This window comes from Bacillus sp. FSL K6-0268 (assembly GCF_038005425.1).
GTDB classification, from domain to species: domain Bacteria; phylum Bacillota; class Bacilli; order Bacillales; family Bacillaceae_G; genus Bacillus_A; species Bacillus_A thuringiensis_S.
The window spans coordinates 5,572,753-5,594,098 of the sequence record NZ_JBBOTF010000001.1 but is presented as its reverse complement, the minus strand read 5'-3'; the positions used below and the strand labels follow the sequence as shown (position 1 = coordinate 5,594,098).

Sequence of the window (21,346 nt, the reverse complement as noted above, 5' to 3'; positions counted from 1 at the left end):
TTTTATTTCGATTATTGATTCTTTGTAGCTGAATTATCTGCTAAAGTAGCTGTTTTCGTCATTTTTTGACCGTTACGGTAGAATGTGACTTCTACTTTCTCGCCTACTTTTTTCTTTTCATATAAATATTTACGGAATTGAAGTGAATTTTCTACTTTTTGATCATCTAATGCTACGACAATATCATATTGCTCTAAACCAGCTTTTTCTGCCGGTGATATTGGGTAAATTTTACCTAATACAACACCATTAGTTACTTCTTTCGGTACTTTCAATTGATTGACTGCATAAGCTTGCACATCTTCTAACGAAACGACACCTACTCCAAGAGCTGGACGTTTTACTACTCCGTCTTTTTCAAGTGATTCAATAACTGGCTTTGCGATATTAATTGGAATAGCAAATCCAATTCCTTCAACTTCTTGTTGTGCAATTTTACTTGAATTAATCCCAATTATTTCACCGTTTTGGTTAAATAATGCACCACCACTGTTACCAGGATTAATCGCTGCATCTGTTTGAATAACTTGTGCTTGCCAATCTGGGCGTTTATCCCCATCAATATCAACTGGGATTTCGCGTTCTTTACTACTGATTATACCTTCCGTTACACTTCCGTCAAATCCAAGTGGGTTACCGATTGCAATCGCTTTTTCACCCGCACGAAGTTTACTTGAGTCACCTAAAGTTGCAACTTTATTTACATTAGCCCCATCAATTTCAACAACAGCTAAGTCTAACCAAGGATCTTTCCCTACTAACTTTGCATCTACCTTTTTACCATCACTTAGCTTTACAGCAAGTTTATTCGCTCCATCTACTACGTGGTTGTTTGTTACAATATATGCTTTATTTCCTGCTTTTTTATAAATAACACCTGATCCTGAACCAGCTTGTTGTTCTTGACCTGTCGGTTGCATTGCAAATGGATCAACGCTTTGTTGCATATTAATAACGCCTACAACAACATCTTTCGCTCCTTCAATCATACCAGGTAAATCAGTTTCATTTTTCGCTTTATTTACAACAGGAACTACAGTACCTTCTACTTTTGAATCCGAACTAAATGATGATACTGGTGCTCCATTATTTTGAGCCCATGGCATATATGGTGCTGCAAAACTAATCGAAACCGCTCCGACTACAGCTCCCACTAAACCTGTGAAGAAATAGCCTTTTTTACTACCTGATTTTCTCACTTCTCTCGTTTCACTATGCTCTTCATTTAAATTTGGTCCGTCGTAATATCCCATGTTTTATTTCCCCTCTCTGGTGAATTCGTATTTTCAGTATAGTCACGTTTTGTGTCCTTCTTGTGAACTCATCGTGAAATCCAATTAAAAAAATACTCCTATCTAACATTGTAGACAAGAAAAGTATTTTTTGTACATTCTACCTTCAAAAGAGAGTATAAAATTGCCATTTTCCTAGGCTAAATTACACAAATTGTTCTAGATTATTCTTCAAATTTATAACCAACTCGAATAACAGTACCGATATGCTTCGCTTTATCTCCTAACTTATTTCGAAGTTTTTTAATATGGGTATCAACCGTTCGGTCATCACCGTAATAGTCATATCCCCATAACTGGTCTAATAAATGTTGACGTGATAATACGATTCCTTTGTTCTCCATTAAATAAACGAGAAGTTCAAATTCTTTATGTGTCAATATAATTTCTTCTCCATCTACTAAAACAGTTCTAGATAGACGATTCACTTCAATTCCAGCTAAAGACATAGCATTTTCTTCCGCTACTCCTACCGCGCCATCCGCACGTTTCAATAACGTCTTTGCACGAGCTACTAACACTTTCGGACTAAATGGTTTCGTTACATACTCGTCTGCACCTAATTCGAAACCTAGCAATGTATCATCCTCATCCGAACGTGCTGTCAACATAATAATTGGTACTGCTGATTCTTTTCTAATTCGTCTACAAACAGACCATCCATCTATTTCCGGTAACATAATATCTAACATAATTAAATCAATTTCATGCTCTGCAAATAACTCTAACGCTTTCTTTCCATCTTCTGCTTCGATTACTTCAAAGCCTTCATTACGAAAATAATCACTAACAATTTCACGTAATCTTCTTTCGTCTTCAACAAGCAATACTGTTTTATTCATATAATCTATCCCGCCTTTTTACTCTTTCAATCGAATAATACGTTGATTGGAGCTTCCGCGAAATGGAAGTGTTAAATCTTTTTTCTCAATTTCAAACCTTCCATCGACTAAAACATCCCCATAATGTAACAACTCTATCATATCATTATTTTGGGAACTCTGTATCTCTTCTAACGTATAACCTGTATACATCCATAGGTTTTTTTTCAAATCTTTCACGATTTTTGCTACCTTTTTCACTTCAGCAGCTTGAAAAAATGGATCTCCACCTGAAAATGTTACATCAGTTAATGGATTACTTGCAATCTCTTTCACAATTTCTTCTACTGTCATTTCCGTTCCGTTGCAAATATTCCACGATTTCGGATTATGGCAACCGACACAACGATGCGGACAGCCCGCAAAAAACACGACTGTCCGCAATCCTTCTCCATCTACTACACTATCATGAATAATATTCATCACTTTCATTTATGTTTCACCCGATCTATCTCTTCACTACGTTTCGCACTATTCCACTTCGACATATCTCCTACAAGATAGCCTGTTATACGGCGAATTCTTTCTATATTAGCCTCATCTTCATTCCCGCAACTTGGACATTCATTTCCAATAACCCCGTGATAACTACAGCACTTACAACGGTCAACAGGATGATTAATTGAACCGTATCCAACGCCATGTTCTGCCATGGCTTGTATAATTTGTTTTAATGCCTTTTTGTTATGCATCGCTGCTCCGTCCAGTTCAATATACGTAATGTGTCCTCCATTACAGAGAGCATGGAACGGGCCTTCTAAACGGATTTTATTTATCGCTTGAATGTTATAATAAACTGGAATATGGAATGAATTCGTATAGTAATTATGGTTCGTTATACCGCTAATCACGCCAAATTCTTCTCTATCTTTTTTCACAAACTTTCCTGATAATCCTTCTGCTGGAGTTGCAATTATCGAGAAATTTAGTTGATGTTCTTCTGTCGCTTTATCCATTCTATCTCTCATAAAGGAAATAATTTCGTACCCAAGTTTCCATGATTCTTCATCTTCCCCATGATGCTTTCCTGTTAAAGCTACTAAACATTCCGCAAGACCGATAAAACCAACACTTAACGTCCCTTGTTTTAAAATCGAAGCTACGGAGTCTTCAGGCTGCAATGCTTCTCCACCACGCCATACACCTTGTGAATATAAAAACTGAAAATCTCTTGCTCGCTTCTTACATTGATACGCAAATCTTTCTAATAACTGCTTAATTCCTAAATCTAAATAGTAGTTTAGCGCTTCAAAAAATGCTTCTTTTGAACCACTAATTAACGCTAATTTCACTAAATTGATAGACGTAAATGATAAATTCCCTCTACCAATCGCTGTTTCTTCTCCATGTATATTAGACATAACACGGGTACGACATCCCATGTAACATACTTCACTTTCTGGTCTTCCATCATAATGCACTGTATTAAACGGAGCATCTAAAAATGAAAAGTTAGGGAATAATCGCTCTGCAGTTGTCTCTAATGCTAATTCAAATAAATCGTAATTCGGATCACTTTCTTCAAAATTCACACCTTTTTTCATCTTGAAAATTTGAATCGGAAAAATTGGTGTCTCTCCTTTACCAAGTCCAGCTTGTGTTGCTTTTAATAGTTGTTTAATTAACATTCTTCCTTCTTTTGATGTATCTGTTCCGTAATTAATAGAAATAAACGGTACTTGTCCTCCGCCCCTACTATGCATACTATTCGAATTATGAACGAAAGCCTCACACGCTTGATACGTATCATTTTCCGTTTCTTTCCATGCAAATTCTTCTATTTGTTCTTTCGTAAGCGGATATGATTGTAATCGTTTTTTATGTCTCTCAATTGTTTTTCGTACATAAGGTGCTAAATCAATATCAAAGAGTGCAAACGATTGACCGCCATGCTGCATATTTTGATTCGCTTGAAAAATAATAGACGAAAGAGCCAATGCACTTTTAATGTCTTGTGGTTGTCTCATATGTCCATGTCCAGTATGAAAACCGTTAGCAAGCATTTGCGCTAACGGAATTTGCGAACAAGTCGTCGTTCCTGTCGCATAAAAATCTAAATCATGTGGATATAATATATTTTCATTTATCGCTTTTTTCACTTGATCTGACAATAAATTCTCAACAGCATAATATTTTGCACTCTCAGATGCGAACGTTCCCATTACACCCATTGGAGAGCGGCCGTCTACATTTGCATTTTCTTGCATTAAATCTTGTTCATTGCCGTGGACTATCGTCTCGAACACTTTCATTAATTCTTCTCCACGTGTATTATTTTGTAACATTTATAACCCTCCACCAATATGTTGTTGTCTTTTGATTAAAATGTTACTACATATAGCCTTGCTGTTTCTGTGAGAAATGTAACATTACTGTGAAATTTTTTTCACGAAATAATGAATTTTTCATTTACAAAAAAGAAATGTGCTCTTTACAAATGTATGGTACAATATACGGGAAAAACTCTTTTTACCCTTTATCAACACATTTGAATAAAGGAGACTGAACTTATGGTTACTACATATCTTTTATTTATCGTTGCCTACTTGCTTGGCTCGATTCCATTTGCACTAGTTGTTGGAAAAATTGGCTACGGAATCGATATTCGTGAGCACGGGAGCGGTAATCTAGGCGGAACAAACACATTCCGTACATTAGGGAAAAAAGCAGGTTTTACCGTTACAATTGCTGACATTTTAAAAGGGACATTAGCAACAAGTCTACCAATGATTTTCGGATTAGATATTCACCCACTATGGTTCGGGTTAGCGTCTGTTCTTGGACATGTCTACCCGATCTTCGCGAAATTCCGTGGTGGTAAAGCAGTTGCAACTTCTGCTGGGGTGCTATTATGCTATTCACCAGTTGTTTTTGCAATATTGGCTGTTGTATTTTTCACCCTTTTATTTACAACAAGATACGTATCACTTTCTTCTATGGTAACAGCAGTTGTTGCTGTTATTGCATCCATTGTTAGCGGGGATAAAATCTTCATTATTGCGATGTGTTTATTAGCAGGTATGGTTATTTATAAACACCGTGCAAATATCGGACGAATTATAAATAAAACTGAACCAAAAGCAAACTTTTCAAAAAAGCAAAAATAAGATCGTAACCCACATAACGCAAAAAGAAAACGTGAAGCATATTAATAGCGTCTTTTTGCGTTATTTTTTATACTAAAGAAAAAGCAACATAACTTGGAGGAACTATACATGAATCTTTCCGTAACAAAAGAAGCAGCACAATGGTATAAAAATGAATTAAACTTACAATCAAATGAAACACTACGCTTTTTCGTACAATACGGTGGTTGCAGTACTGTGCAAAAAGGACTTTCTTTAGGTATTCGTAAAGATGATCCTGCACACCCTGCTGTTCAAATTCAAGAAGAAGGTATTAACTTCTTTATTGAAGGCGATGATGAATGGTTCTTCGATGGACATAATTTATCTGTTACACTTCATGAAGGTGACGACTTCCCACAATTTAATTATGAAAAATAAAAAAGCGCGGCTTCTGCCACGCTTTTTTATTTTTTCTTAATTTCCTCATATTTCGCATACCACTCAGGATATAACTTTTTAAATGATACAGGGCGGAACCCTTCTTTTTTCGCACAAATATTCGTCGTACTTGCAGTAATACAAAGATCACCATCACCATTATATATTTCATATCCATATACAACGCGAAGCGGGCTCACAGTATCGACCCATGTTTTTACGATTGCCTTTTCTCCATAACGCATCGCTTTACGATATGAAATTTGTAAATCTAACACAGGAGAAATAATTCCTTCTTTCTCCATTTCAACATATGAAAAACCTAAATCTTGTATAAGTTTCGTGCGACCTAACTCAAGCCACACTAAGTAGTTTGAATGGTAAACAACACCCATTTGATCTGTTTCCGCATAACGGATTTCAACTTCATGTTCTGCTACAAACATATGTATTCGCCTTCTTTCACTTCTGCTACCTTGCATACATTTAATCATAATACAGTAACATCAAAAATAAAATAAAAACAGTGAATCTTTTACTGAAAGGAGCCAGCATATGATTCAAATTGTAACTGTTCGTAGTGGTGATAGCGTATATAGCTTGGCATCAAAATATGGATCAACACCTGACGAAATAGTAAAAGACAATGGACTAAATCCAGCTGAAACGCTCGTTGTTGGTCAGGCACTTATCGTTAATACGAAAGGAAATAATTATTATGTACAGCCTGGTGACAGCCTATATCGAATTTCTCAAACATATAATGTCCCCCTCGCTAGTTTAGCTAAAGTTAATAATTTATCTTTAAAATCTATTCTCCATGTCGGACAACAATTATATGTACCAAAAGGCACAAAACGAGCTGTAGAATCCATCGCTTATTTACAACCTTCAACTATACCGATTAAAGAGAGTTTAGTTAATGCGACACGCGCCATCAATCCATTTTTAACATACTTAGCCTATTTTAGTTTTGAGGCAAAAAGAGATGGCACATTAAAAGAACCTACTGAAACAGCTAAAATTGCTAATATTGCAACGCAAGGTAAAACAATCCCTATGCTCGTTATTACAAATATTGAAAATGGTAATTTCAGTGCCGATCTAACATCAGTTATTTTACGCGACGCAACGATTCAAAACAAATTTATTACTAACATTTTGCAAACAGCTGAAAAATATGGCATGCGAGACATTCATTTCGATTTCGAAAGTGTAGCACCTGAAGACCGCGAGGCGTATAATCGCTTTTTACGAAATGTAAAAACACGCTTACCTAGTGGGTACACATTGAGCACAACTCTCGTACCGAAAACAAGTTCCAATCAAAAGGGCAAATTTTTCGAAGCTCATGATTATAAAGCGCAAGGGCAAATTGTTGATTTCGTCGTCATTATGACATATGACTGGGGATGGCAGGGCGGGCCACCGATGGCGATTTCTCCTATCGGTCCAGTGAAAGAAGTACTTCAATATGCAAAATCTCAAATGCCTCCACAAAAAATTATGATGGGGCAAAATTTATACGGGTTTGATTGGAAACTTCCATTTAAACAAGGAAATCCACCTGCAAAAGCAATTAGCTCCGTCGCAGCTGTTGCACTAGCTCGTAAATATAATGTTCCTATTCGTTATGATTTCACAGCCCAAGCTCCTCATTTTAATTATTTTGATGAAAACGGCGTGCAACACGAAGTTTGGTTTGAAGATTCACGGTCTGTTCAAAGTAAATTCAATTTAATGAAAGAACAAGGTATAGGTGGTATTAGTTACTGGAAAATCGGTTTACCATTCCCGCAAAATTGGCGTTTACTCGTTGAAAATTTCACGATTACGAAAAAGGGCTGACAAAAGTCAGCCCTTTTTTTCATATTACTGCTAAAAACTCATCTTTCATTTCCTCACAAAAAAGAAGAATGATAACATTCTCCTTTTTAACCGTTATCAACAATCGGTTGTTTACCTGTTTGATCTTGCATTTGCTTTCCTTTATTTCCACCAGCTTTTTTCGATTGTGTTCCAATATGATTTGGCGCAAAGTCTTTTGAATTTTTTTTCGGATTACCCATTACTATCGCCTCCTTAACACTAGTATCGTACTAGTGTTAAGAATTATTCAGCTTGCTTAAAAAGTTTCATTTCATAACGTTTTTCGATGCGCTCTTCAATGCGATCAATTGCATCACGATCGCTTAATAATTGTTGTTTATTTTCATTTACAAGTTCTTCAAACGATTTACGGCGACTTCTTCTCATGTTGTTCACCCTCTCTCCTTCGCTTTCTTATTACATAGTATGAGCAAACGAAAAACTCTTTAATCAGATTTGTAAGAAAATTTTATGTTTTAGTACTCCTAAAAAAACTCCGTGTACAATATATTGCACACGGAGTTTTTCATACCATAATATTTAAATACTCTTTCAACTTTTCATCTGCATTCATTTCATTTTCTTTATAATCATGAAGCGCCTGTAACACAAAATCATACTGTTCTAAAATATAACTTTCTAATTTCATAACATCCTCTAAGCTATTAAGCATAATTCTCGTATTACCAACTTCACTTTTTAACGCTGGTTCACATTTTAAGCTTGTACATATTTCTTTCACATCATCTTCTAATATTTCTGTTAATACATATTTCTTTCGCCCTTTTACCTTTACTCTCATAACTGGATAAAAAGCTTTTATATCTAAATAACTTCCTACATTCATACAACGTAGCCATTCTACATTACGTTTATTACATACAAGCATTTCTTTCACCGCTTCGTATACCGCAGTTTCATCAAGCACAGCCTTATTTACTTTTCGGTTCCCTTCTTCTTCAATAGCTGCACACTTTTGATAAACAGCGGCACACGTAATACAATCGTCAAATGCATTATGAGAACTTAAACGAATGCCAAGCATTCGCTTTAACGTTTCAAGTTTATGATTAGGCGCATGCTTCATGTATTTCTTCGCTAAAAATACAGTATCAATTACTTTATTTTTAGGTTCAGGTAGCCCTAGCATATTTACATTACTTTTCAAAAAGCGCATATCAAAAGAAGCATTATGGGCCACAATAACATTTGTATGTAAAAATGCTAAAAATAAAGGTAACACTTCTTCAATCGTCGGTGCATCTGAAACGCGATAATTAGTAATACCTGTTAAACTCGTTATTCGGTCCGGAATTGGCCGCTCTGGATTCACGTATGAAACAAATTGATCTACTAATTCATGATTACGATATTTCACTGCTGCAACTTGAATAATTTTATCATTATAAGGGTTAAATCCTGTTGTTTCAAAATCAATTACAACATAATCTAACGGTAAGGATACATTCCCCACTCCATACACTCCTTTATCTCTAAACGTTTATATTTCTTACATCATATCATGAAGTTATTACTACTTGAAAAAGAAAAGGCAGAAATGGGAACTCTCCACCTCTACCTTTTCACCATTATTTTAATTTAGCAACTCTTTTCTCCATCTCTTTTTGCGTCATCGGCCCAATAAACTTATCTTGAATGACACCTTTTGTATCTATAAAATACGAAGTTGGAATCGTAATTACTTTATACGCTGTTGTCACATCAATGTTCTTGTCCAATAAAATAGGAAAAGTAATTCCTTTTTCTTTAACAAAATTGCTTACCTTTTCTACTCCCCCACCTTTTTCTGAAGGCGTATAATTTATTGCTAAAATTTCTACGTTCTCTTTATGTTCTTTATAGAAAGCTTCCATATCCGGCATTTCTTGCTGACATGGTCCACACCACGTTGCCCAAAAGTTTAAAATCACTTTCTTTCCTTTTAAATCCGATAACTTTACATTCGTTCCATCTAACTTCGTTAATTCAAAGTTTGGCGCACTCTTCCCTATTTCGATACCATTACTTGCAATCATCTCTTTCATAGCAGCTTCACTTTTTTCTTGCTCCCCTTGTACCGCCTGATCTTTTTTACCAAATTGTTCATAAGCTGCATATCCCGCTAAACAAAGTAACACTACAATAATCGTAAGCTTCCGCCACATTTTATATCACCCTAACGTATTTATCTTCTTATTAACCTAATTACCCAAATACTATATACCTTATTTTAGCTTATACGGACGAGCTTGGAAATATTCACAGTCGAAATAATTAGAATATTCTTATTTAAAGTGAAATTTTTTCCTTTTTATCATATAATTAGAAAAATAAATGAAGTGTTGCTTATCTTCTTATGGACCCATTCACCTTTTTACTCTCGTAGTTATAAACCTACAACAAAAGGGGGATTTTTTATGAATTCATTCGAAAAAACAACATTATATATTCTTAGTTTTCTTTTATACCCAGTCGGTATTATTACATGGATCATTTCACTCTTTAGTAAAGACCTTAAAAAAAAGAAAGTAGGGCGTATTTGTCTCTACGTCTCTCTAGTCTCATTCGTCCTTTTCTTAATTCTTGGAATTGCCACTTTCCTTACGACCGCTACCTTTAACGTTGATCTGAATCATTCAGAATCTATCGAGTATCAAATAAATGATGCTGAATAAAGATAAGAGCAGTACTCTTATCTTTATTCACATCACTTGCAAAACGAATGACTATTTATTAATTTTTTAGGACTTCCACATGCAATAATACTTCCTTCTCTCATTATGACAACACGATCCGCTAGTATCACTTTCTCTACATCATGTGTTGCCACAATTCTCGTTACATCTCTTCCTAGTCCTTCAATCATATTCCAAACAGTTTCTTGATTACTCGGATCTAACCCCTCAGTCGGTTCATCTAAAATAATAAGATTCGGATTTGAACCAATGGCTCGTAATAATGCAAGACGTTTTCTTTCTCCTCCCGAAAGCTCTTCTCCACTTTTATGTAGTACAGTTTGAATCCCCTTAGGTAAATCTCTAATTATCGGCTTCATATTTATAAGGTCAATATTTTTTTCTAATTCGTTTTCTAAATACTCCTCCCGGAAATACATATTCTCTTTTACTGTCGTCCGAAAGAAACGAGGTTCTTGCCACACTGTAGTCATTCGAGCCTTTTGACCATAATAAACAACACTACCGTTAGATGGTTTATACAAACCTGTCATTAATTTTAAAAGCGTTGTTTTTCCTGCACCACTTTCTCCGACAATGATAACGAATTCACCAGGATTAATTTGCAAATCAATATTATTAATTCTATGTTTCTCTTCTTCACTCTCCTGAAATGAAACATTTGTTATCCTCATCCCCATCGCTCTTTCTACATTACTATCTGCCACTCTTTTATCTAAAAAGGAAAAAACTCTATTTGCCGAAGCGACTGCAACTTGTGTCATCATTAATAAATCGCCCACGTAACGGACTGGAAAAAAGAGCATTTCAATTGTAGCTAACACTGCAACGAGTGAACCAACTTCCATTTCCCCTTTCATTATTTTTTGTGCGCCTACAATGAGAACAACGATATATGCTCCTGTTTCAATCACTGTTCCAACTACTCCAATGCAATGTTGCATCATCGTCTTCTTTACTTCCGATTTATAAGATTGTGCCGTTACTCCTTTAAATAAGCGAATGGCCCATTTTTCTTTTTGTAAACTACGTAAATCTTGTATAGCCTTTACAAACTGTGACACCATCTCTACAACACTCGATTGATTTTTTTGAGCAATGCTTGCAATATCCCTTACCTTTTCTCCCATCAGTATTGGAACAATTGCACTTAAAAATAAAAACGGAGTTACCCACAATATAAACTGTATATCTATATGTTGTAGTGCTATGAAAGCTCCAATAAATTGGGCAATAGCGTGTATATACTCTATTAATATAGAACCATATAATCTGACCCAGTTCGGAATATCAGATACGACCAAAGTTTCTAACTCCCCTTGCTTAATCTTCTCGCTCTCTTCAAACGGTAATGAGAAATAGTGACGCAATAATTCTATACGTTTCGTTTGTAATATACGTTGACTCGCTTTTGAGCTTATATAATCAAATAAAAGATTGTTCGTCCACATTAAAAAGCGAATACCCGCAAACAAAGCTATATATAAATACGCACCTTTTAGCTCCCTTTGAATAAGATTGTCTACAATTAATCCCATGAAAATTGGGCGTGATAAGTTTAAAATGGCAGCAAAAAGCCCACTGCATACAGCTGCTATTACTAACATTTTTTCTTTCTGTAACCGTAACAATATTCTTTTATATTCTTTCATAATATCCCCTCCATTTTTATAGTAAAAAGAAAGGGATGAAACCAAATGGTTTCATCCCTTTCTTTTATCTTAAAAACCTTCTCTCTGTCTAGCGTTATCTCTATTTCTCCTCCCCCAAGTATGTAATAACATATATTTTCCAGATAGTTAAATCCTTCTCATCATGTCCATCTAAATTTTTCCCGAAAATCTTTTTTTGTAATTTTTTATACTTCTTCGTTGTAAATCCTTTATACATCGCCTCACTAAAATACCCTTCAAATATTTTTCCAGATAAATATTTTGTATTAAATAACTTCTCGGACAATTTAAAGTGGGAATTAGCAAAAAATACACTTTTTTTCGAATTATACCTTGATCAATTAAAAAATCAATTCTTGCTAAATCACTTTTTATTTCATTATAAAATAGGGATATTAGTTCACGTTGCCGCTTATTTTTATTTCCTTTTATACGCTGATGAGTTAAATGAAAATCATAGTATTGTGCATCCTTATATTCATCAAAATCAATCCCTACTTTTTCAAAATAGGAGTTTGCGTAAAAGCGATTCATCGGTTTGATAATAATTCTTTTCAAACCCAACAGCCTTTTTAATACTCTATCTAATACTTGATTTATTGCGCATAGACTAATATAAATAGCAATTAACAAAAATATATAATAAATAGGAGTTATAAATAAATACAAAATAAAAAAAACAGGTATCCCTACAATTAAAAGAAGTAAATTCTTTCGTTGAAATAGTTTAGCCCCCAAATATTCTGTGTAAACAAATGATAAAATACAGTTTACACATAGAAAGATTTTTATTAATATTTTTCTAATAGGATTCATCTCTTCTCTCTCCCCAGGTTAAAAACATTTGCACACATATACACTCTATAACAATACATTATTCTACTACCTCTTTTAAATACATATCATATTTGTCATTTATTAAAATACTATTATAGTACTCAATAATTAGATATTAATTAAGATTTTTAAATCATTCCAATCATTAATTTTATTTTTGAATCCCATTAAATTCCCCTACTCCCATAGATTATTACAAACTTACCTTAGTAAAAATCTTACATCACTATTGTAACTGTTCTCTTTCTCGCTTAAAATAAGAACGTACGTTCTTATTAAATTCCAATAAAATAGACCCGTCACGATAAACTTCAGCAATTCTGATAAAAATTATTATTTTGACAGAGGTGATTCACATGCAAGTACATACCCCCTTAGTATTCTTCCCTCCGGATAGCGAAGAATATATAGAATTTAAATTTATTTTAGAACAGGAGGGCGAAGTCTTTTTTAACTACTACAAACAAAAAATTAATTCATCATTTAATGACGGATATAATGAATTTAAAATAATACTTTTATCTGAAATAAATAAATTCCATAAAATCAGAATAAATATAAAGGGACAATTACTAGGTATTGGATTAGAACAAAACCCTTTCGACTGTTATTTAATCAACTTGCCTCTAATTGACTATAACAAATACCGATGTGCTCTTGATTATCAAATCTACATCTCTTCCCAAAAATAGAAGAGCAAACTTTTTCAAATAGTTCGCTCTTCTAAATGCCTTATTTTAATTTTGTCTTTGATGGCATCAAATGTATTAAAAATAAATTTCTCTACCTCTTTTTTATTCACATGAGCATAATTCGCCCCTAGAATCACCTGGGTATTTATTTCAAATTCAATACCACCATTAAGACTTTTTAGTAGCGAAGGGAAACCAAAGTTAATTTTACAATTCCCACTTATATTTCTAAACTTATACTCAAATACAGCTTCAACCTCTTGAATAATAATTGCATTTCGCCAATCTTCATTTTTAAAAAAATTCATACTATGCAGCGACTGTCCTTTTAAAATAAGATTTTTCACATGTTCTTTCATCCATTCAATTTCATCTGGTAATGAATCTTTGGCGGAGTCTGGTCCGATCTCTACATTTGTTACTTCTTTAAAAACAAGTGAGCCGCTATCATCATCACAAAGTAAACTGATAAGAAATTCATTTCTTTTTTCATTAGAAAATCTGCTCGCTGTAATCTTTTCAATTAATTCCTCTGATCCAATAAAACCTTTCTCTTTAAAACTTTTAACTAAATGCGTTTTAACTTTTTCGTTTACTTCCTTCGTCTCATTCGAAGTATGTTCCATAATGATTTTTACATTACCATTTTCCTGTCTTTGAAACACAATATTCCCTTCATGAATAGACTTATGCTTAACCCAGTTTTTCGTTAAATCTCTTCTCTCTATTTGATATCGCATAGCCAGTTCATTTGGATTCCTCTGTTCCACTCTAAAATCAGGATCTCCTTGCACTTCAAAATTAGCATCTTCTTCATGTACAATCGTATGAATATCAAATCCCAATTCCTCTACAGCATCTAATAATGTTTCTTCATTATTCCAAACAATCGATTGTGTTTTCCTTTTAATATTATCTTCTTTTGTTCGTTGCTTCTCTCTCAGCTCCTCAAATTCTCTAGGTGAAAGAATTGTGGTAAGTAGTAGTGGAACCGTATGATCTAACTGTTTATTAGAAACAAAAATCCCTCTTCTAGCCAATGTTCTTTTCAAGTCATTCTTAGAAAGCGCAGAAGAAACAATTAAAGGACGAAGCATTTCCCCATACGGAAGTATAGCTTCCACATCCACATGACTTTGTTCTTTATCTGACATATTTTCAATCCTCCTCCAGTTTTCTAAAATCTCCCATTGAATTTTTTTCACTTCTACTTTGCTCATAAATCGGATATCTGAAAAATCTAATTTAACCCTTTTCACTTCCTGTTCATGAGTCAAAGCGTGATAATCTGGAAATGTAATAATAACTCGTTGTCCCCAAGAAGCTGTTATATCTTGTGCCAACCACAATACTCTTTTAAACGTTTCTGTATTAAATTCATCAACCACTGATAGTACTAGATGTTCGATACCATTAGATTCAATAATCTTTACCGGTAAAATGCTTGAATTAATATATTGAACGGGTAATATTTTTCCACTGTAACGCTTACTAAGGCTCGCGCTATTATATCCAGAATTAGGATAAAAATATTCAAATTCTGCATTTTTAAATTCAGATTGAATAAAATCTAAAGTCCCTAAAATAAAATTAATTCTACGATTGTCTACTAGATATACAGTCTCAAAGTTTACACCTTCCATATTTCTAAAATCGGTGATTTCTCCGATTACATCCTGATCATTCTCTTCTTCATATGCTAACCACATAATTACCCCTGTATAAGCCCCTTTTTTAACACCATGTTTTTGCTTTAATGTACTAACTTCACTAGTTTTTGCACATTCCATTGCCCAAGCAATATCTTGTAAGAACTCTTTAAATTTCGAGTTGGCAGTTGCAGGATACTCTTTTCTATATTTCATAGAAACAGATACAATCTCCAGCTTTTGGTCAAAGAATGGACAACGATATGCTGTTAAAAAATCTATTCCATGAGTTCTTCTTTTACTACTCTCTTTGAGCGCATGTTTCTCTGATTTTACACAAGGGATATCAAAACCATCTAAATGATTTGACCAACCAATTAAATTAAGAAATTTTTCTGCTACTCTTTCCCCTGCTTCCCCAGACTTCTTAGCCTTTTCTCCCATATTGTTTATTACATCCCTTTCTCACGATTGTAAAATATTTTATAAAAATACATACCCTTCTCACTATCAAATCCCTTCTCAATAAATTGAAATTGTTGTTCTTGTAAACGATTAATCTTTATTTCCACATTAGTATCCAGTTTCACATGATTATTCATCTTTTTCTTTACTTTTTTTAACGCTTCCGATGAAATATTAAAATTATCTTGTATTTCAATTTCTTTTTCTTTCTCATAAGCCGCTTTAACTTCTATGAATTTTTCAATATATTCTGGTTTTCGTATAACATCATTAGTAAATGTACTCAAATCAAATTCTTCACTATTTGTAAAATACTCCAGAGTATCACTTAAAAACACCATATTTCCATTCGAATCCCCAATTTCTTCACCTTTTATAATCTCCTTACTGAATCGAGTACATATGTTAATGTAATTTGTTGTATGGTAGTTTTCATCTTTATATTCCGCCAAAGAAAGAAATTGGTTTTTCCAAAATATTGCCTCTGAATGACTTGCTTTATCAACAATCGCTACTTTGTAACCGACTTCATTCTCAATATTAAAAATAATGCAACCTTTATCTAATTCTTTAATATTTATTCCTTTTTCGAAATCCATTCCTAAACTCTCGCCATTTTGCAGTACTTTTAAATAAATATCTTTGTTTTCTGATTTAAATATTCCTATAGCATCTATCAATTCGCCATCCACACAACAATCTTCGAACATTACCACATACAATTCACCACTTTTTATATTTGGATGTGTGGAAGATTCATATAAATGCTTCAATATATTAACTGAATTCGCATGAAAACTTGCCTGGTCTTTGAATATATTTTTGGTATAATTATATATCTCATTTAAATCTAAACTTGTTGAGTGAACAAATTTAAAATATTGCTCATTCTTAAAAGAGGTTAAGAAATATCTGAGTAATACCTCTTGCAACTCTATCGATGGATTAGTTATCCCCTCTTTTGATACTACAATACCATCATTTTTTAATTTATTTCCTACGCGATGTACCACTAAATCGCTTATTTTCATCCTTGTGAAATCGACCATAACTTCCCACCCTTTAAGGATATGAATATAACTTTATAAACTGATTAATTGTAGATATTTAAAGACCTTATAAGTCCAATAAGCATAAAAAGAATAAAAAACCAACAATAATTGGTTTTTTATTCTAAATAAAGCTTAATAATTAAATTGGTACTAATTTTTTGTTCAGCTATAAATATTCATTTCAATTATTTAGTTCGACACTTTTGACTCTTCAATTTTCTCACGAAGAACCATTTGCAGAATACCACCGTGACGGTAGTAGTCAATTTCTACTTCACTATCGAAACGAGCTACTACTTCAAATTGTTTTTCGTTGCCATCTAAATCAGTTGCAACTACTTTTACAAGATCGCGTGGTCTAACTGATTTGTCGATTTGAATTTCAAATGACTCGTTACCAACAAGACCTAACGTTTCAGCACTTTCGCCATCTTTAAATTGAAGTGGTAATACACCCATTAATACTAAGTTACTGCGGTGAATACGTTCGAAGCTTTCTGCGATTACTGCTTTAATACCTAATAAGTTAGTACCTTTCGCAGCCCAGTCACGAGAACTTCCCATACCGTAATCTTTACCAGCAACAACTAGAAGACCTGTTCCATCTTCTTTATATTTCATAGCAGCATCATAGATTGATGTTACTTCACCAGTTGGCCAATATGTTGTATATCCACCTTCTGTTCCTGGTGCGATTTGGTTTTTAATACGGATGTTTGCAAATGTACCACGCATCATAACTTCATGGTTACCACGACGAGAACCGTAAGAATTAAAGTCAACTGGTTGTACGCCGTTTTCTAATAAGTAGCATCCAGCTGGTGTGTGCTTACCAATTGAACCTGCTGGTGAAATGTGGTCTGTCGTTACAGAATCACCAAATTTACCAACTATGCGTAAACCTGATAACGTTTCAACTTCACCTGGCTCTTTAGATAAACCTTCAAAGAATGGTGGGTTTTGAATATATGTTGAATCATTATCCCAAGTATATAAAGCTTCGTTTGAAGTTTGGATTTCATTCCAACGCTCATTGCTGTTAAATACTTGTGCATATTCTTTCTTGAACAGTTCAGATGTAACAACACTTTGAACTACATCTTCAATTTCTTTAGCTGATGGCCAAATATCATTGAAGTAAACAGCATTGCCATTTGCATCTTTACCGATTTCATCATTTTTCAGGTCAATATCAACAGTACCTGCAAGTGCATATGCCACAACAAGTGGTGGTGATGCTAAGTAGTTTGCTTTTACAAGAGGATGAATACGACCTTCAAAGTTACGGTTACCAGATAAAACAGATGTTACTAGTAAGTCGTTTGCTGCGATTGATTCTTCTAATTCTGGCGCTAATGGACCAGAGTTACCGATACAAGTCGTACAGCCGTAACCAACTGTTTGGAAACCTAATTGGTCTAAATATGTTGTTAAACCTGATTTATCTAAGTACTCAGTAACAACTTTAGATCCTGGTGCTAATGATGTTTTTACGTACTCAGGTACTACAAGTCCTTTTTCAATTGCTTTCTTCGCAACTAGACCTGCCCCAATTAATACGTATGGGTTTGATGTATTTGTACAGCTTGTAATTGCAGCGATTGCAATTGCACCTGTTTTCATCGTTACTTCTTTATCTTCTAATGTAACCTTCACTTCTTTATCGAACTCTTGCTCATTAAATCCAAGCCCTTGTGTTCCAACTGGTGCTAATACAGCTTTGTGGAACGCATCTTTCATATCTGAAAGTGGGATTAAATCTTGTGGGCGTTTTGGTCCAGAAAGGTTAGATTCGATTGTATTTAAATCAATTTCAACAAGATCAGTGTAGACTGGATCTTTACTGTCTGCTGTATAGAATAAACCGTTCGCTTTACAGTATTCTTCAACAATACGAATTTGCTCTTCATCTCTACCTGTTAAACGTAAGTATTCTAATGAAATATCATCGATTGGGAAGAATCCACAAGTTGCGCCGTATTCTGGTGCCATATTTGAAATTGTTGCACGGTCAGCTAAAGGCATACTCTTTAGTCCATTACCGAAGAACTCAACAAATTTACCAACTACACCTTTTTGACGTAATACTTGTGTTACTTTTAATGCAACGTCTGTTGCCGTAGTACCACTTGGAAGTGTGCCAGTTAATTTCACACCGATTACTTCAGGTACTGGGAAGTATGAAGGCTGTCCAAGCATTCCTGCTTCTGCTTCAATACCACCAACGCCCCATCCAAGAACGCCGATACCGTTAATCATTGTTGTATGTGAGTCTGTTCCAACTAATGAATCTGGGTATGCAACTAAGTCACCTTCAGCATTTTTCACAGCATGAACAACTGGTGCTAAATATTCAAGGTTTACTTGGTGTACAATGCCTGTAGCTGGTGGAACTGCACGGTAGTTATCAAATGATTTTTGTGCCCAGCTTAAAAATTTATAACGTTCTTCATTACGTTTAAACTCTAAGTCCATGTTGAATGCAAGCGCGTCTGCCGTACCCGCTCTATCAACCTGTACAGAGTGGTCAATTACAAGGTCTACAGTAATTTCAGGATTAATTTTGTCAGGATCCCCACCCATGTCTGCCATTGCTTTACGAAGCGAAGCCAAATCAACAACAGCTGGAACACCAGTGAAATCTTGTAAAATTACACGAGATGGTTTAAATGGAACATCGATATCTTGCACATCTTTCGTTCCCCATTTCGCTAAATTTGTAACATGCTCTTCTGTGATTACACGTCCATCTACTTGACGAAGTACTGATTCAAGTAAAACTTTCACGGAATATGGTAATTGAGATACGTTGCCAACCCCTGCATTTTCAAGCGCTTTCAAATCATAATAATGATACGTTTTTCCATCTACTTCAAAAGTTGCACGTGATTGAAATGGATTATGTTTGACCATTATGTTTCCCCCCTGTTAAACGTGGCTAAGTTGTCTGAATATAAAATGTAGACAAACTTTTCAATACCTTACGATAATATCTTATTACAACTTTCTAAATAAGTAAATAATAAGAAACTTATAGATTATCATAAGTTTTCTTTATGTTTCTAAATTTGAATAGCTTTCATGCTCCTTATGAATACTATTATCATAAAGTAAAGTGCTCTATTAGCGGTTTACTTACAGTTCATACATACTATGAACTGCTCATCATTCAACATACAAAAAATATTATAGAGGTGAAATAAAATGGGTAAAAGAAAAGCAAATCATACTATTTCAGGAATGAATACTGCATCTGCACAAGGACAAGGAACTAGTTACAATGAAGAATTTGCAAACGAGCCTTTAACTCCAGCAGAGCGACAAAATAATAAGAAACGTAAAAAGAACCAGTAAAGAAAAATCCCAAAAGGTCTATTTTCCTTTTGGGATTTTTTCTAATGTTTATAACGTAGTAATTCCGAAACCGTTACAAATCGATAGCCCTGCTTTTTCAGCTCAGGTAAAATTTTTGCTAGCGCTGCTACCGTTTGACTACGATCATTTCCTCCATCATGTAACAATACAATATCGCCACTTTTAGCATTTTTTACCACATGATTTACAATGGATTCAACCCCTGGATTTGCCCAATCACGTGGGTCTTGATGCCACGACCATAAAACAATTTGATAGCCAGCCTCTTTCGCTGTTTTAAATACAGCATCGTTAATATATCCACCAGGAGGACGGAATAGCAAAGGTTCTTTCACCCATTTTTTAAAAAATTTCTTTCCATCTAAAATATCATTTTCTAATTTTTCATCTGATGAATTACTCGCATACAAATGATTCATCGTATGATTTCCAATTTCATGTCCCTCTTTTAACACTTGTTTCACTAAATATGGATTGCGCTGAACTCGAAATCCAATCATAAAAAATGTCGCTTCAGCCTTATATTGACGTAATAAATCTAAAACTTGTGGTGTATATGTTGGATCTGGTCCATCATCAAATGTAATTGCAATGATTTTTTCATTATTAGGTACTTCCCATGTTACATAACCAGTTGGTTCTAACTCTTTTCTGAGCAACATTTTCGCTTCCACTTTTTCCACTTGAAATATATGTACTGCGCATAATAAAGAAAAAACTATTAAAAGAATTTTCTGTTTTAACATAACGTTCACTAAAGCAGCAAGGTTGTCGAATAGACAACAACCTCATTTACTTTTCTAATTGATCTACATTTCGCATTATATTTTGGAGATTATTTTCATATTGCTCAAGTTGTGGACGTTGTGTTTCTGAAGCTACCTCTAGTGCATTTTGAATTTGTTCATATGCTTCCTGAACCTCTTGGCGTAACTCTTTTAAATCATGACCATAGTTAGGGTCATTCTTCACAATATTATTAAATGCATTCTCTGCTTGTGTAACTCCTTGCTGTGCCGCTTGAAAGGCTTGTTGCTTATCTTTATGATATGGCATTATATAATCCCCTTTCTATAATAGTTAGTCCCCTTTATCTTTACCTTTTTTTCTAAAAACATTCTTGTATAAAATCGTCAACTTCTCTCATTCTAAAAAGAAAGAGGAGGTGTCACATATAATGAGTAAAAACAATCGTGAATCTAAAGAAAAAAAAGGACAACCTGAGCCATTAAGCGGATCTCATAAAGTAAAAAACCGTAACCATTCACGCCAAAAAAAACATGCACATCATGATATGTAATAAAAAATATTCACATACCGTGCACATTCAACATAAAATGTTTGTATTTCATCATTTAT

23 protein-coding genes are annotated in these 21,346 nt (G+C 34.2%); 7 read left to right on the top strand and 16 right to left on the bottom strand.

What is annotated here, in order from left to right:
* Positions 1-11: 11 nt before the first annotated feature.
* The 4 genes from MHI28_RS29235 to MHI28_RS29220 all read right to left on the bottom strand — a co-directional run bounded on the left by MHI28_RS29235 (position 12) and on the right by MHI28_RS29220 (position 4,458).
* Positions 12-1,253, bottom strand: a complete 1,242-nt coding sequence (locus MHI28_RS29235; RefSeq protein WP_000542642.1) for a S1C family serine protease — start codon at positions 1,251-1,253, stop codon at positions 12-14.
* 203 nt (positions 1,254-1,456) lie between these two features.
* Positions 1,457-2,134: a response regulator transcription factor gene (locus tag MHI28_RS29230; RefSeq protein ID WP_001044679.1), complete on the bottom strand. Its 678-nt coding sequence runs from the start codon at positions 2,132-2,134 to the stop codon at positions 1,457-1,459.
* Positions 2,135-2,152: 18 nt separating this feature from the next.
* Positions 2,153-2,605, bottom strand: coding sequence for an anaerobic ribonucleoside-triphosphate reductase activating protein (nrdG, locus tag MHI28_RS29225; RefSeq protein WP_000867078.1), 453 nt, complete (start codon positions 2,603-2,605; stop codon positions 2,153-2,155).
* The gene (locus tag MHI28_RS29220) at positions 2,602-4,458 is read right to left on the bottom strand and encodes an anaerobic ribonucleoside triphosphate reductase (protein WP_000940083.1); all 1,857 of its coding nucleotides are present in this window, start codon (positions 4,456-4,458) and stop codon (positions 2,602-2,604) included. Before MHI28_RS29220 ends, nrdG begins: the two co-directional genes overlap by 4 nt.
* 225 nt (positions 4,459-4,683) lie before the next feature.
* Between MHI28_RS29220 and plsY the strand changes: the two genes are divergently transcribed.
* Together plsY and MHI28_RS29210 are read left to right on the top strand one after the other, a co-directional pair.
* A complete protein-coding gene (gene plsY / locus MHI28_RS29215; protein ID WP_086413647.1) occupies positions 4,684-5,280 on the top strand; it encodes a glycerol-3-phosphate 1-O-acyltransferase PlsY in 597 nt (198 codons plus the stop codon).
* 108 nt (positions 5,281-5,388) lie between these two features.
* A complete protein-coding gene (locus MHI28_RS29210) occupies positions 5,389-5,679 on the top strand; it encodes a HesB/YadR/YfhF family protein (RefSeq protein WP_001054452.1) in 291 nt (96 codons plus the stop codon).
* A 26-nt stretch (positions 5,680-5,705) separates the two neighbouring features.
* On the opposite strand, the gene MHI28_RS29205 is transcribed toward MHI28_RS29210, so the two are convergent.
* Complete coding sequence (locus MHI28_RS29205) at positions 5,706-6,125, bottom strand: acyl-CoA thioesterase (protein WP_000495808.1); 420 nt, start codon at positions 6,123-6,125, stop codon at positions 5,706-5,708.
* Between the two features lie 109 nt (positions 6,126-6,234).
* On the opposite strand from MHI28_RS29205, the gene MHI28_RS29200 reads away from it, so the two are divergent.
* A complete protein-coding gene (locus MHI28_RS29200; protein WP_000614855.1) occupies positions 6,235-7,527 on the top strand; it encodes a glycosyl hydrolase family 18 protein in 1,293 nt (430 codons plus the stop codon).
* A gap of 86 nt (positions 7,528-7,613) precedes the next feature.
* Here the strand turns inward: MHI28_RS29200 and sspN are convergent, their stop codons facing one another.
* From sspN to MHI28_RS29180, 4 genes are all read right to left on the bottom strand, one after another.
* The gene (gene sspN, locus MHI28_RS29195; protein ID WP_000527987.1) at positions 7,614-7,748 is read right to left on the bottom strand and encodes an acid-soluble spore protein SspN; all 135 of its coding nucleotides are present in this window, start codon (positions 7,746-7,748) and stop codon (positions 7,614-7,616) included.
* Positions 7,749-7,791: 43 nt separating this feature from the next.
* Entirely contained in the window at positions 7,792-7,935 is a 144-nt protein-coding gene (locus MHI28_RS29190) for an FbpB family small basic protein (protein ID WP_001254699.1), read from the bottom strand.
* Positions 7,936-8,074: 139 nt separating this feature from the next.
* The gene (locus MHI28_RS29185) at positions 8,075-9,022 is read right to left on the bottom strand and encodes a 3'-5' exonuclease (protein ID WP_000528760.1); all 948 of its coding nucleotides are present in this window, start codon (positions 9,020-9,022) and stop codon (positions 8,075-8,077) included.
* 115 nt (positions 9,023-9,137) lie between these two features.
* Entirely contained in the window at positions 9,138-9,713 is a 576-nt protein-coding gene (locus MHI28_RS29180) for a redoxin domain-containing protein (protein WP_000269061.1), read from the bottom strand.
* Positions 9,714-9,965: 252 nt separating this feature from the next.
* Here MHI28_RS29180 and MHI28_RS29175 point away from each other — a divergent pair, with 252 nt between their 5' ends.
* A complete protein-coding gene (locus MHI28_RS29175; protein WP_001083890.1) occupies positions 9,966-10,223 on the top strand; it encodes a hypothetical protein in 258 nt (85 codons plus the stop codon).
* 32 nt (positions 10,224-10,255) lie between these two features.
* Here the strand turns inward: MHI28_RS29175 and MHI28_RS29170 are convergent, their stop codons facing one another.
* Positions 10,256-11,896, bottom strand: a complete 1,641-nt coding sequence (locus MHI28_RS29170; protein ID WP_142287202.1) for an ABC transporter ATP-binding protein — start codon at positions 11,894-11,896, stop codon at positions 10,256-10,258.
* A gap of 171 nt (positions 11,897-12,067) precedes the next feature.
* Positions 12,068-12,733, bottom strand: a complete 666-nt coding sequence (locus tag MHI28_RS29165) for a hypothetical protein (protein WP_340828411.1) — start codon at positions 12,731-12,733, stop codon at positions 12,068-12,070.
* A gap of 377 nt (positions 12,734-13,110) precedes the next feature.
* Here MHI28_RS29165 and MHI28_RS29160 point away from each other — a divergent pair, with 377 nt between their 5' ends.
* Positions 13,111-13,446 (top strand): hypothetical protein, encoded by a 336-nt coding sequence (locus tag MHI28_RS29160; protein WP_086413650.1) that lies wholly within the window; start codon positions 13,111-13,113, stop codon positions 13,444-13,446.
* Between the two features lie 14 nt (positions 13,447-13,460).
* Here the strand turns inward: MHI28_RS29160 and gapS4b are convergent, their stop codons facing one another.
* The 3 genes from gapS4b to acnA form a co-directional block, all read right to left on the bottom strand.
* Positions 13,461-15,539 carry a GapS4b family protein gene (gene gapS4b / locus MHI28_RS29155; RefSeq protein WP_340828410.1) on the bottom strand — a complete coding sequence of 693 codons (2,079 nt, stop codon included), beginning with the start codon at positions 15,537-15,539 and terminating at the stop codon, positions 13,461-13,463.
* 8 nt (positions 15,540-15,547) lie between these two features.
* Positions 15,548-16,609 (bottom strand): nucleoid-associated protein, encoded by a 1,062-nt coding sequence (locus MHI28_RS29150; protein WP_086413654.1) that lies wholly within the window; start codon positions 16,607-16,609, stop codon positions 15,548-15,550.
* Between the two features lie 192 nt (positions 16,610-16,801).
* Positions 16,802-19,525, bottom strand: coding sequence for an aconitate hydratase AcnA (acnA, locus tag MHI28_RS29145; protein ID WP_340828409.1), 2,724 nt, complete (start codon positions 19,523-19,525; stop codon positions 16,802-16,804).
* Positions 19,526-19,816: 291 nt separating this feature from the next.
* Here acnA and sspO point away from each other — a divergent pair, with 291 nt between their 5' ends.
* On the top strand, positions 19,817-19,966 hold the full coding sequence (gene sspO / locus MHI28_RS29140; RefSeq protein WP_086413656.1) for a small acid-soluble spore protein O: 150 nt from the start codon (positions 19,817-19,819) through the stop codon (positions 19,964-19,966).
* Positions 19,967-20,007: 41 nt separating this feature from the next.
* Here the strand turns inward: sspO and pdaB are convergent, their stop codons facing one another.
* Entirely contained in the window at positions 20,008-20,733 is a 726-nt protein-coding gene (gene pdaB / locus MHI28_RS29135; RefSeq protein ID WP_340828408.1) for a polysaccharide deacetylase family sporulation protein PdaB, read from the bottom strand.
* A gap of 46 nt (positions 20,734-20,779) precedes the next feature.
* On the bottom strand, positions 20,780-21,043 hold the full coding sequence (locus MHI28_RS29130; RefSeq protein WP_001146295.1) for a hypothetical protein: 264 nt from the start codon (positions 21,041-21,043) through the stop codon (positions 20,780-20,782).
* A 121-nt stretch (positions 21,044-21,164) separates the two neighbouring features.
* Here MHI28_RS29130 and MHI28_RS29125 point away from each other — a divergent pair, with 121 nt between their 5' ends.
* Positions 21,165-21,287 carry a small acid-soluble spore protein P gene (locus MHI28_RS29125; protein WP_000042142.1) on the top strand — a complete coding sequence of 41 codons (123 nt, stop codon included), beginning with the start codon at positions 21,165-21,167 and terminating at the stop codon, positions 21,285-21,287.
* Positions 21,288-21,346: the final 59 nt, after the last annotated feature.

Coding starts and splice junctions, on each gene's coding strand:
- MHI28_RS29235 (WP_000542642.1), bottom strand. CDS start 1,253: ATGGGATATTACGACGGACCAAATTTAAATGAAGAGCATAGTGAAACG.
- MHI28_RS29230 (WP_001044679.1), bottom strand. CDS start 2,134: ATGAATAAAACAGTATTGCTTGTTGAAGACGAAAGAAGATTACGTGAA.
- nrdG (WP_000867078.1), bottom strand. CDS start 2,605: ATGAAAGTGATGAATATTATTCATGATAGTGTAGTAGATGGAGAAGGA.
- MHI28_RS29220 (WP_000940083.1), bottom strand. CDS start 4,458: ATGTTACAAAATAATACACGTGGAGAAGAATTAATGAAAGTGTTCGAG.
- plsY (WP_086413647.1), top strand. CDS start 4,684: ATGGTTACTACATATCTTTTATTTATCGTTGCCTACTTGCTTGGCTCG.
- MHI28_RS29210 (WP_001054452.1), top strand. CDS start 5,389: ATGAATCTTTCCGTAACAAAAGAAGCAGCACAATGGTATAAAAATGAA.
- MHI28_RS29205 (WP_000495808.1), bottom strand. CDS start 6,125: ATGTTTGTAGCAGAACATGAAGTTGAAATCCGTTATGCGGAAACAGAT.
- MHI28_RS29200 (WP_000614855.1), top strand. CDS start 6,235: ATGATTCAAATTGTAACTGTTCGTAGTGGTGATAGCGTATATAGCTTG.
- sspN (WP_000527987.1), bottom strand. CDS start 7,748: ATGGGTAATCCGAAAAAAAATTCAAAAGACTTTGCGCCAAATCATATT.
- MHI28_RS29190 (WP_001254699.1), bottom strand. CDS start 7,935: ATGAGAAGAAGTCGCCGTAAATCGTTTGAAGAACTTGTAAATGAAAAT.
- MHI28_RS29180 (WP_000269061.1), bottom strand. CDS start 9,713: ATGTGGCGGAAGCTTACGATTATTGTAGTGTTACTTTGTTTAGCGGGA.
- MHI28_RS29175 (WP_001083890.1), top strand. CDS start 9,966: ATGAATTCATTCGAAAAAACAACATTATATATTCTTAGTTTTCTTTTA.
- MHI28_RS29170 (WP_142287202.1), bottom strand. CDS start 11,896: ATGAAAGAATATAAAAGAATATTGTTACGGTTACAGAAAGAAAAAATG.
- MHI28_RS29165 (WP_340828411.1), bottom strand. CDS start 12,733: ATGAATCCTATTAGAAAAATATTAATAAAAATCTTTCTATGTGTAAAC.
- MHI28_RS29160 (WP_086413650.1), top strand. CDS start 13,111: ATGCAAGTACATACCCCCTTAGTATTCTTCCCTCCGGATAGCGAAGAA.
- gapS4b (WP_340828410.1), bottom strand. CDS start 15,539: ATGGGAGAAAAGGCTAAGAAGTCTGGGGAAGCAGGGGAAAGAGTAGCA.
- MHI28_RS29150 (WP_086413654.1), bottom strand. CDS start 16,609: ATGGTCGATTTCACAAGGATGAAAATAAGCGATTTAGTGGTACATCGC.
- acnA (WP_340828409.1), bottom strand. CDS start 19,525: ATGGTCAAACATAATCCATTTCAATCACGTGCAACTTTTGAAGTAGAT.
- sspO (WP_086413656.1), top strand. CDS start 19,817: ATGGGTAAAAGAAAAGCAAATCATACTATTTCAGGAATGAATACTGCA.
- pdaB (WP_340828408.1), bottom strand. CDS start 20,733: ATGTTAAAACAGAAAATTCTTTTAATAGTTTTTTCTTTATTATGCGCA.
- MHI28_RS29130 (WP_001146295.1), bottom strand. CDS start 21,043: ATGCCATATCATAAAGATAAGCAACAAGCCTTTCAAGCGGCACAGCAA.
- MHI28_RS29125 (WP_000042142.1), top strand. CDS start 21,165: ATGAGTAAAAACAATCGTGAATCTAAAGAAAAAAAAGGACAACCTGAG.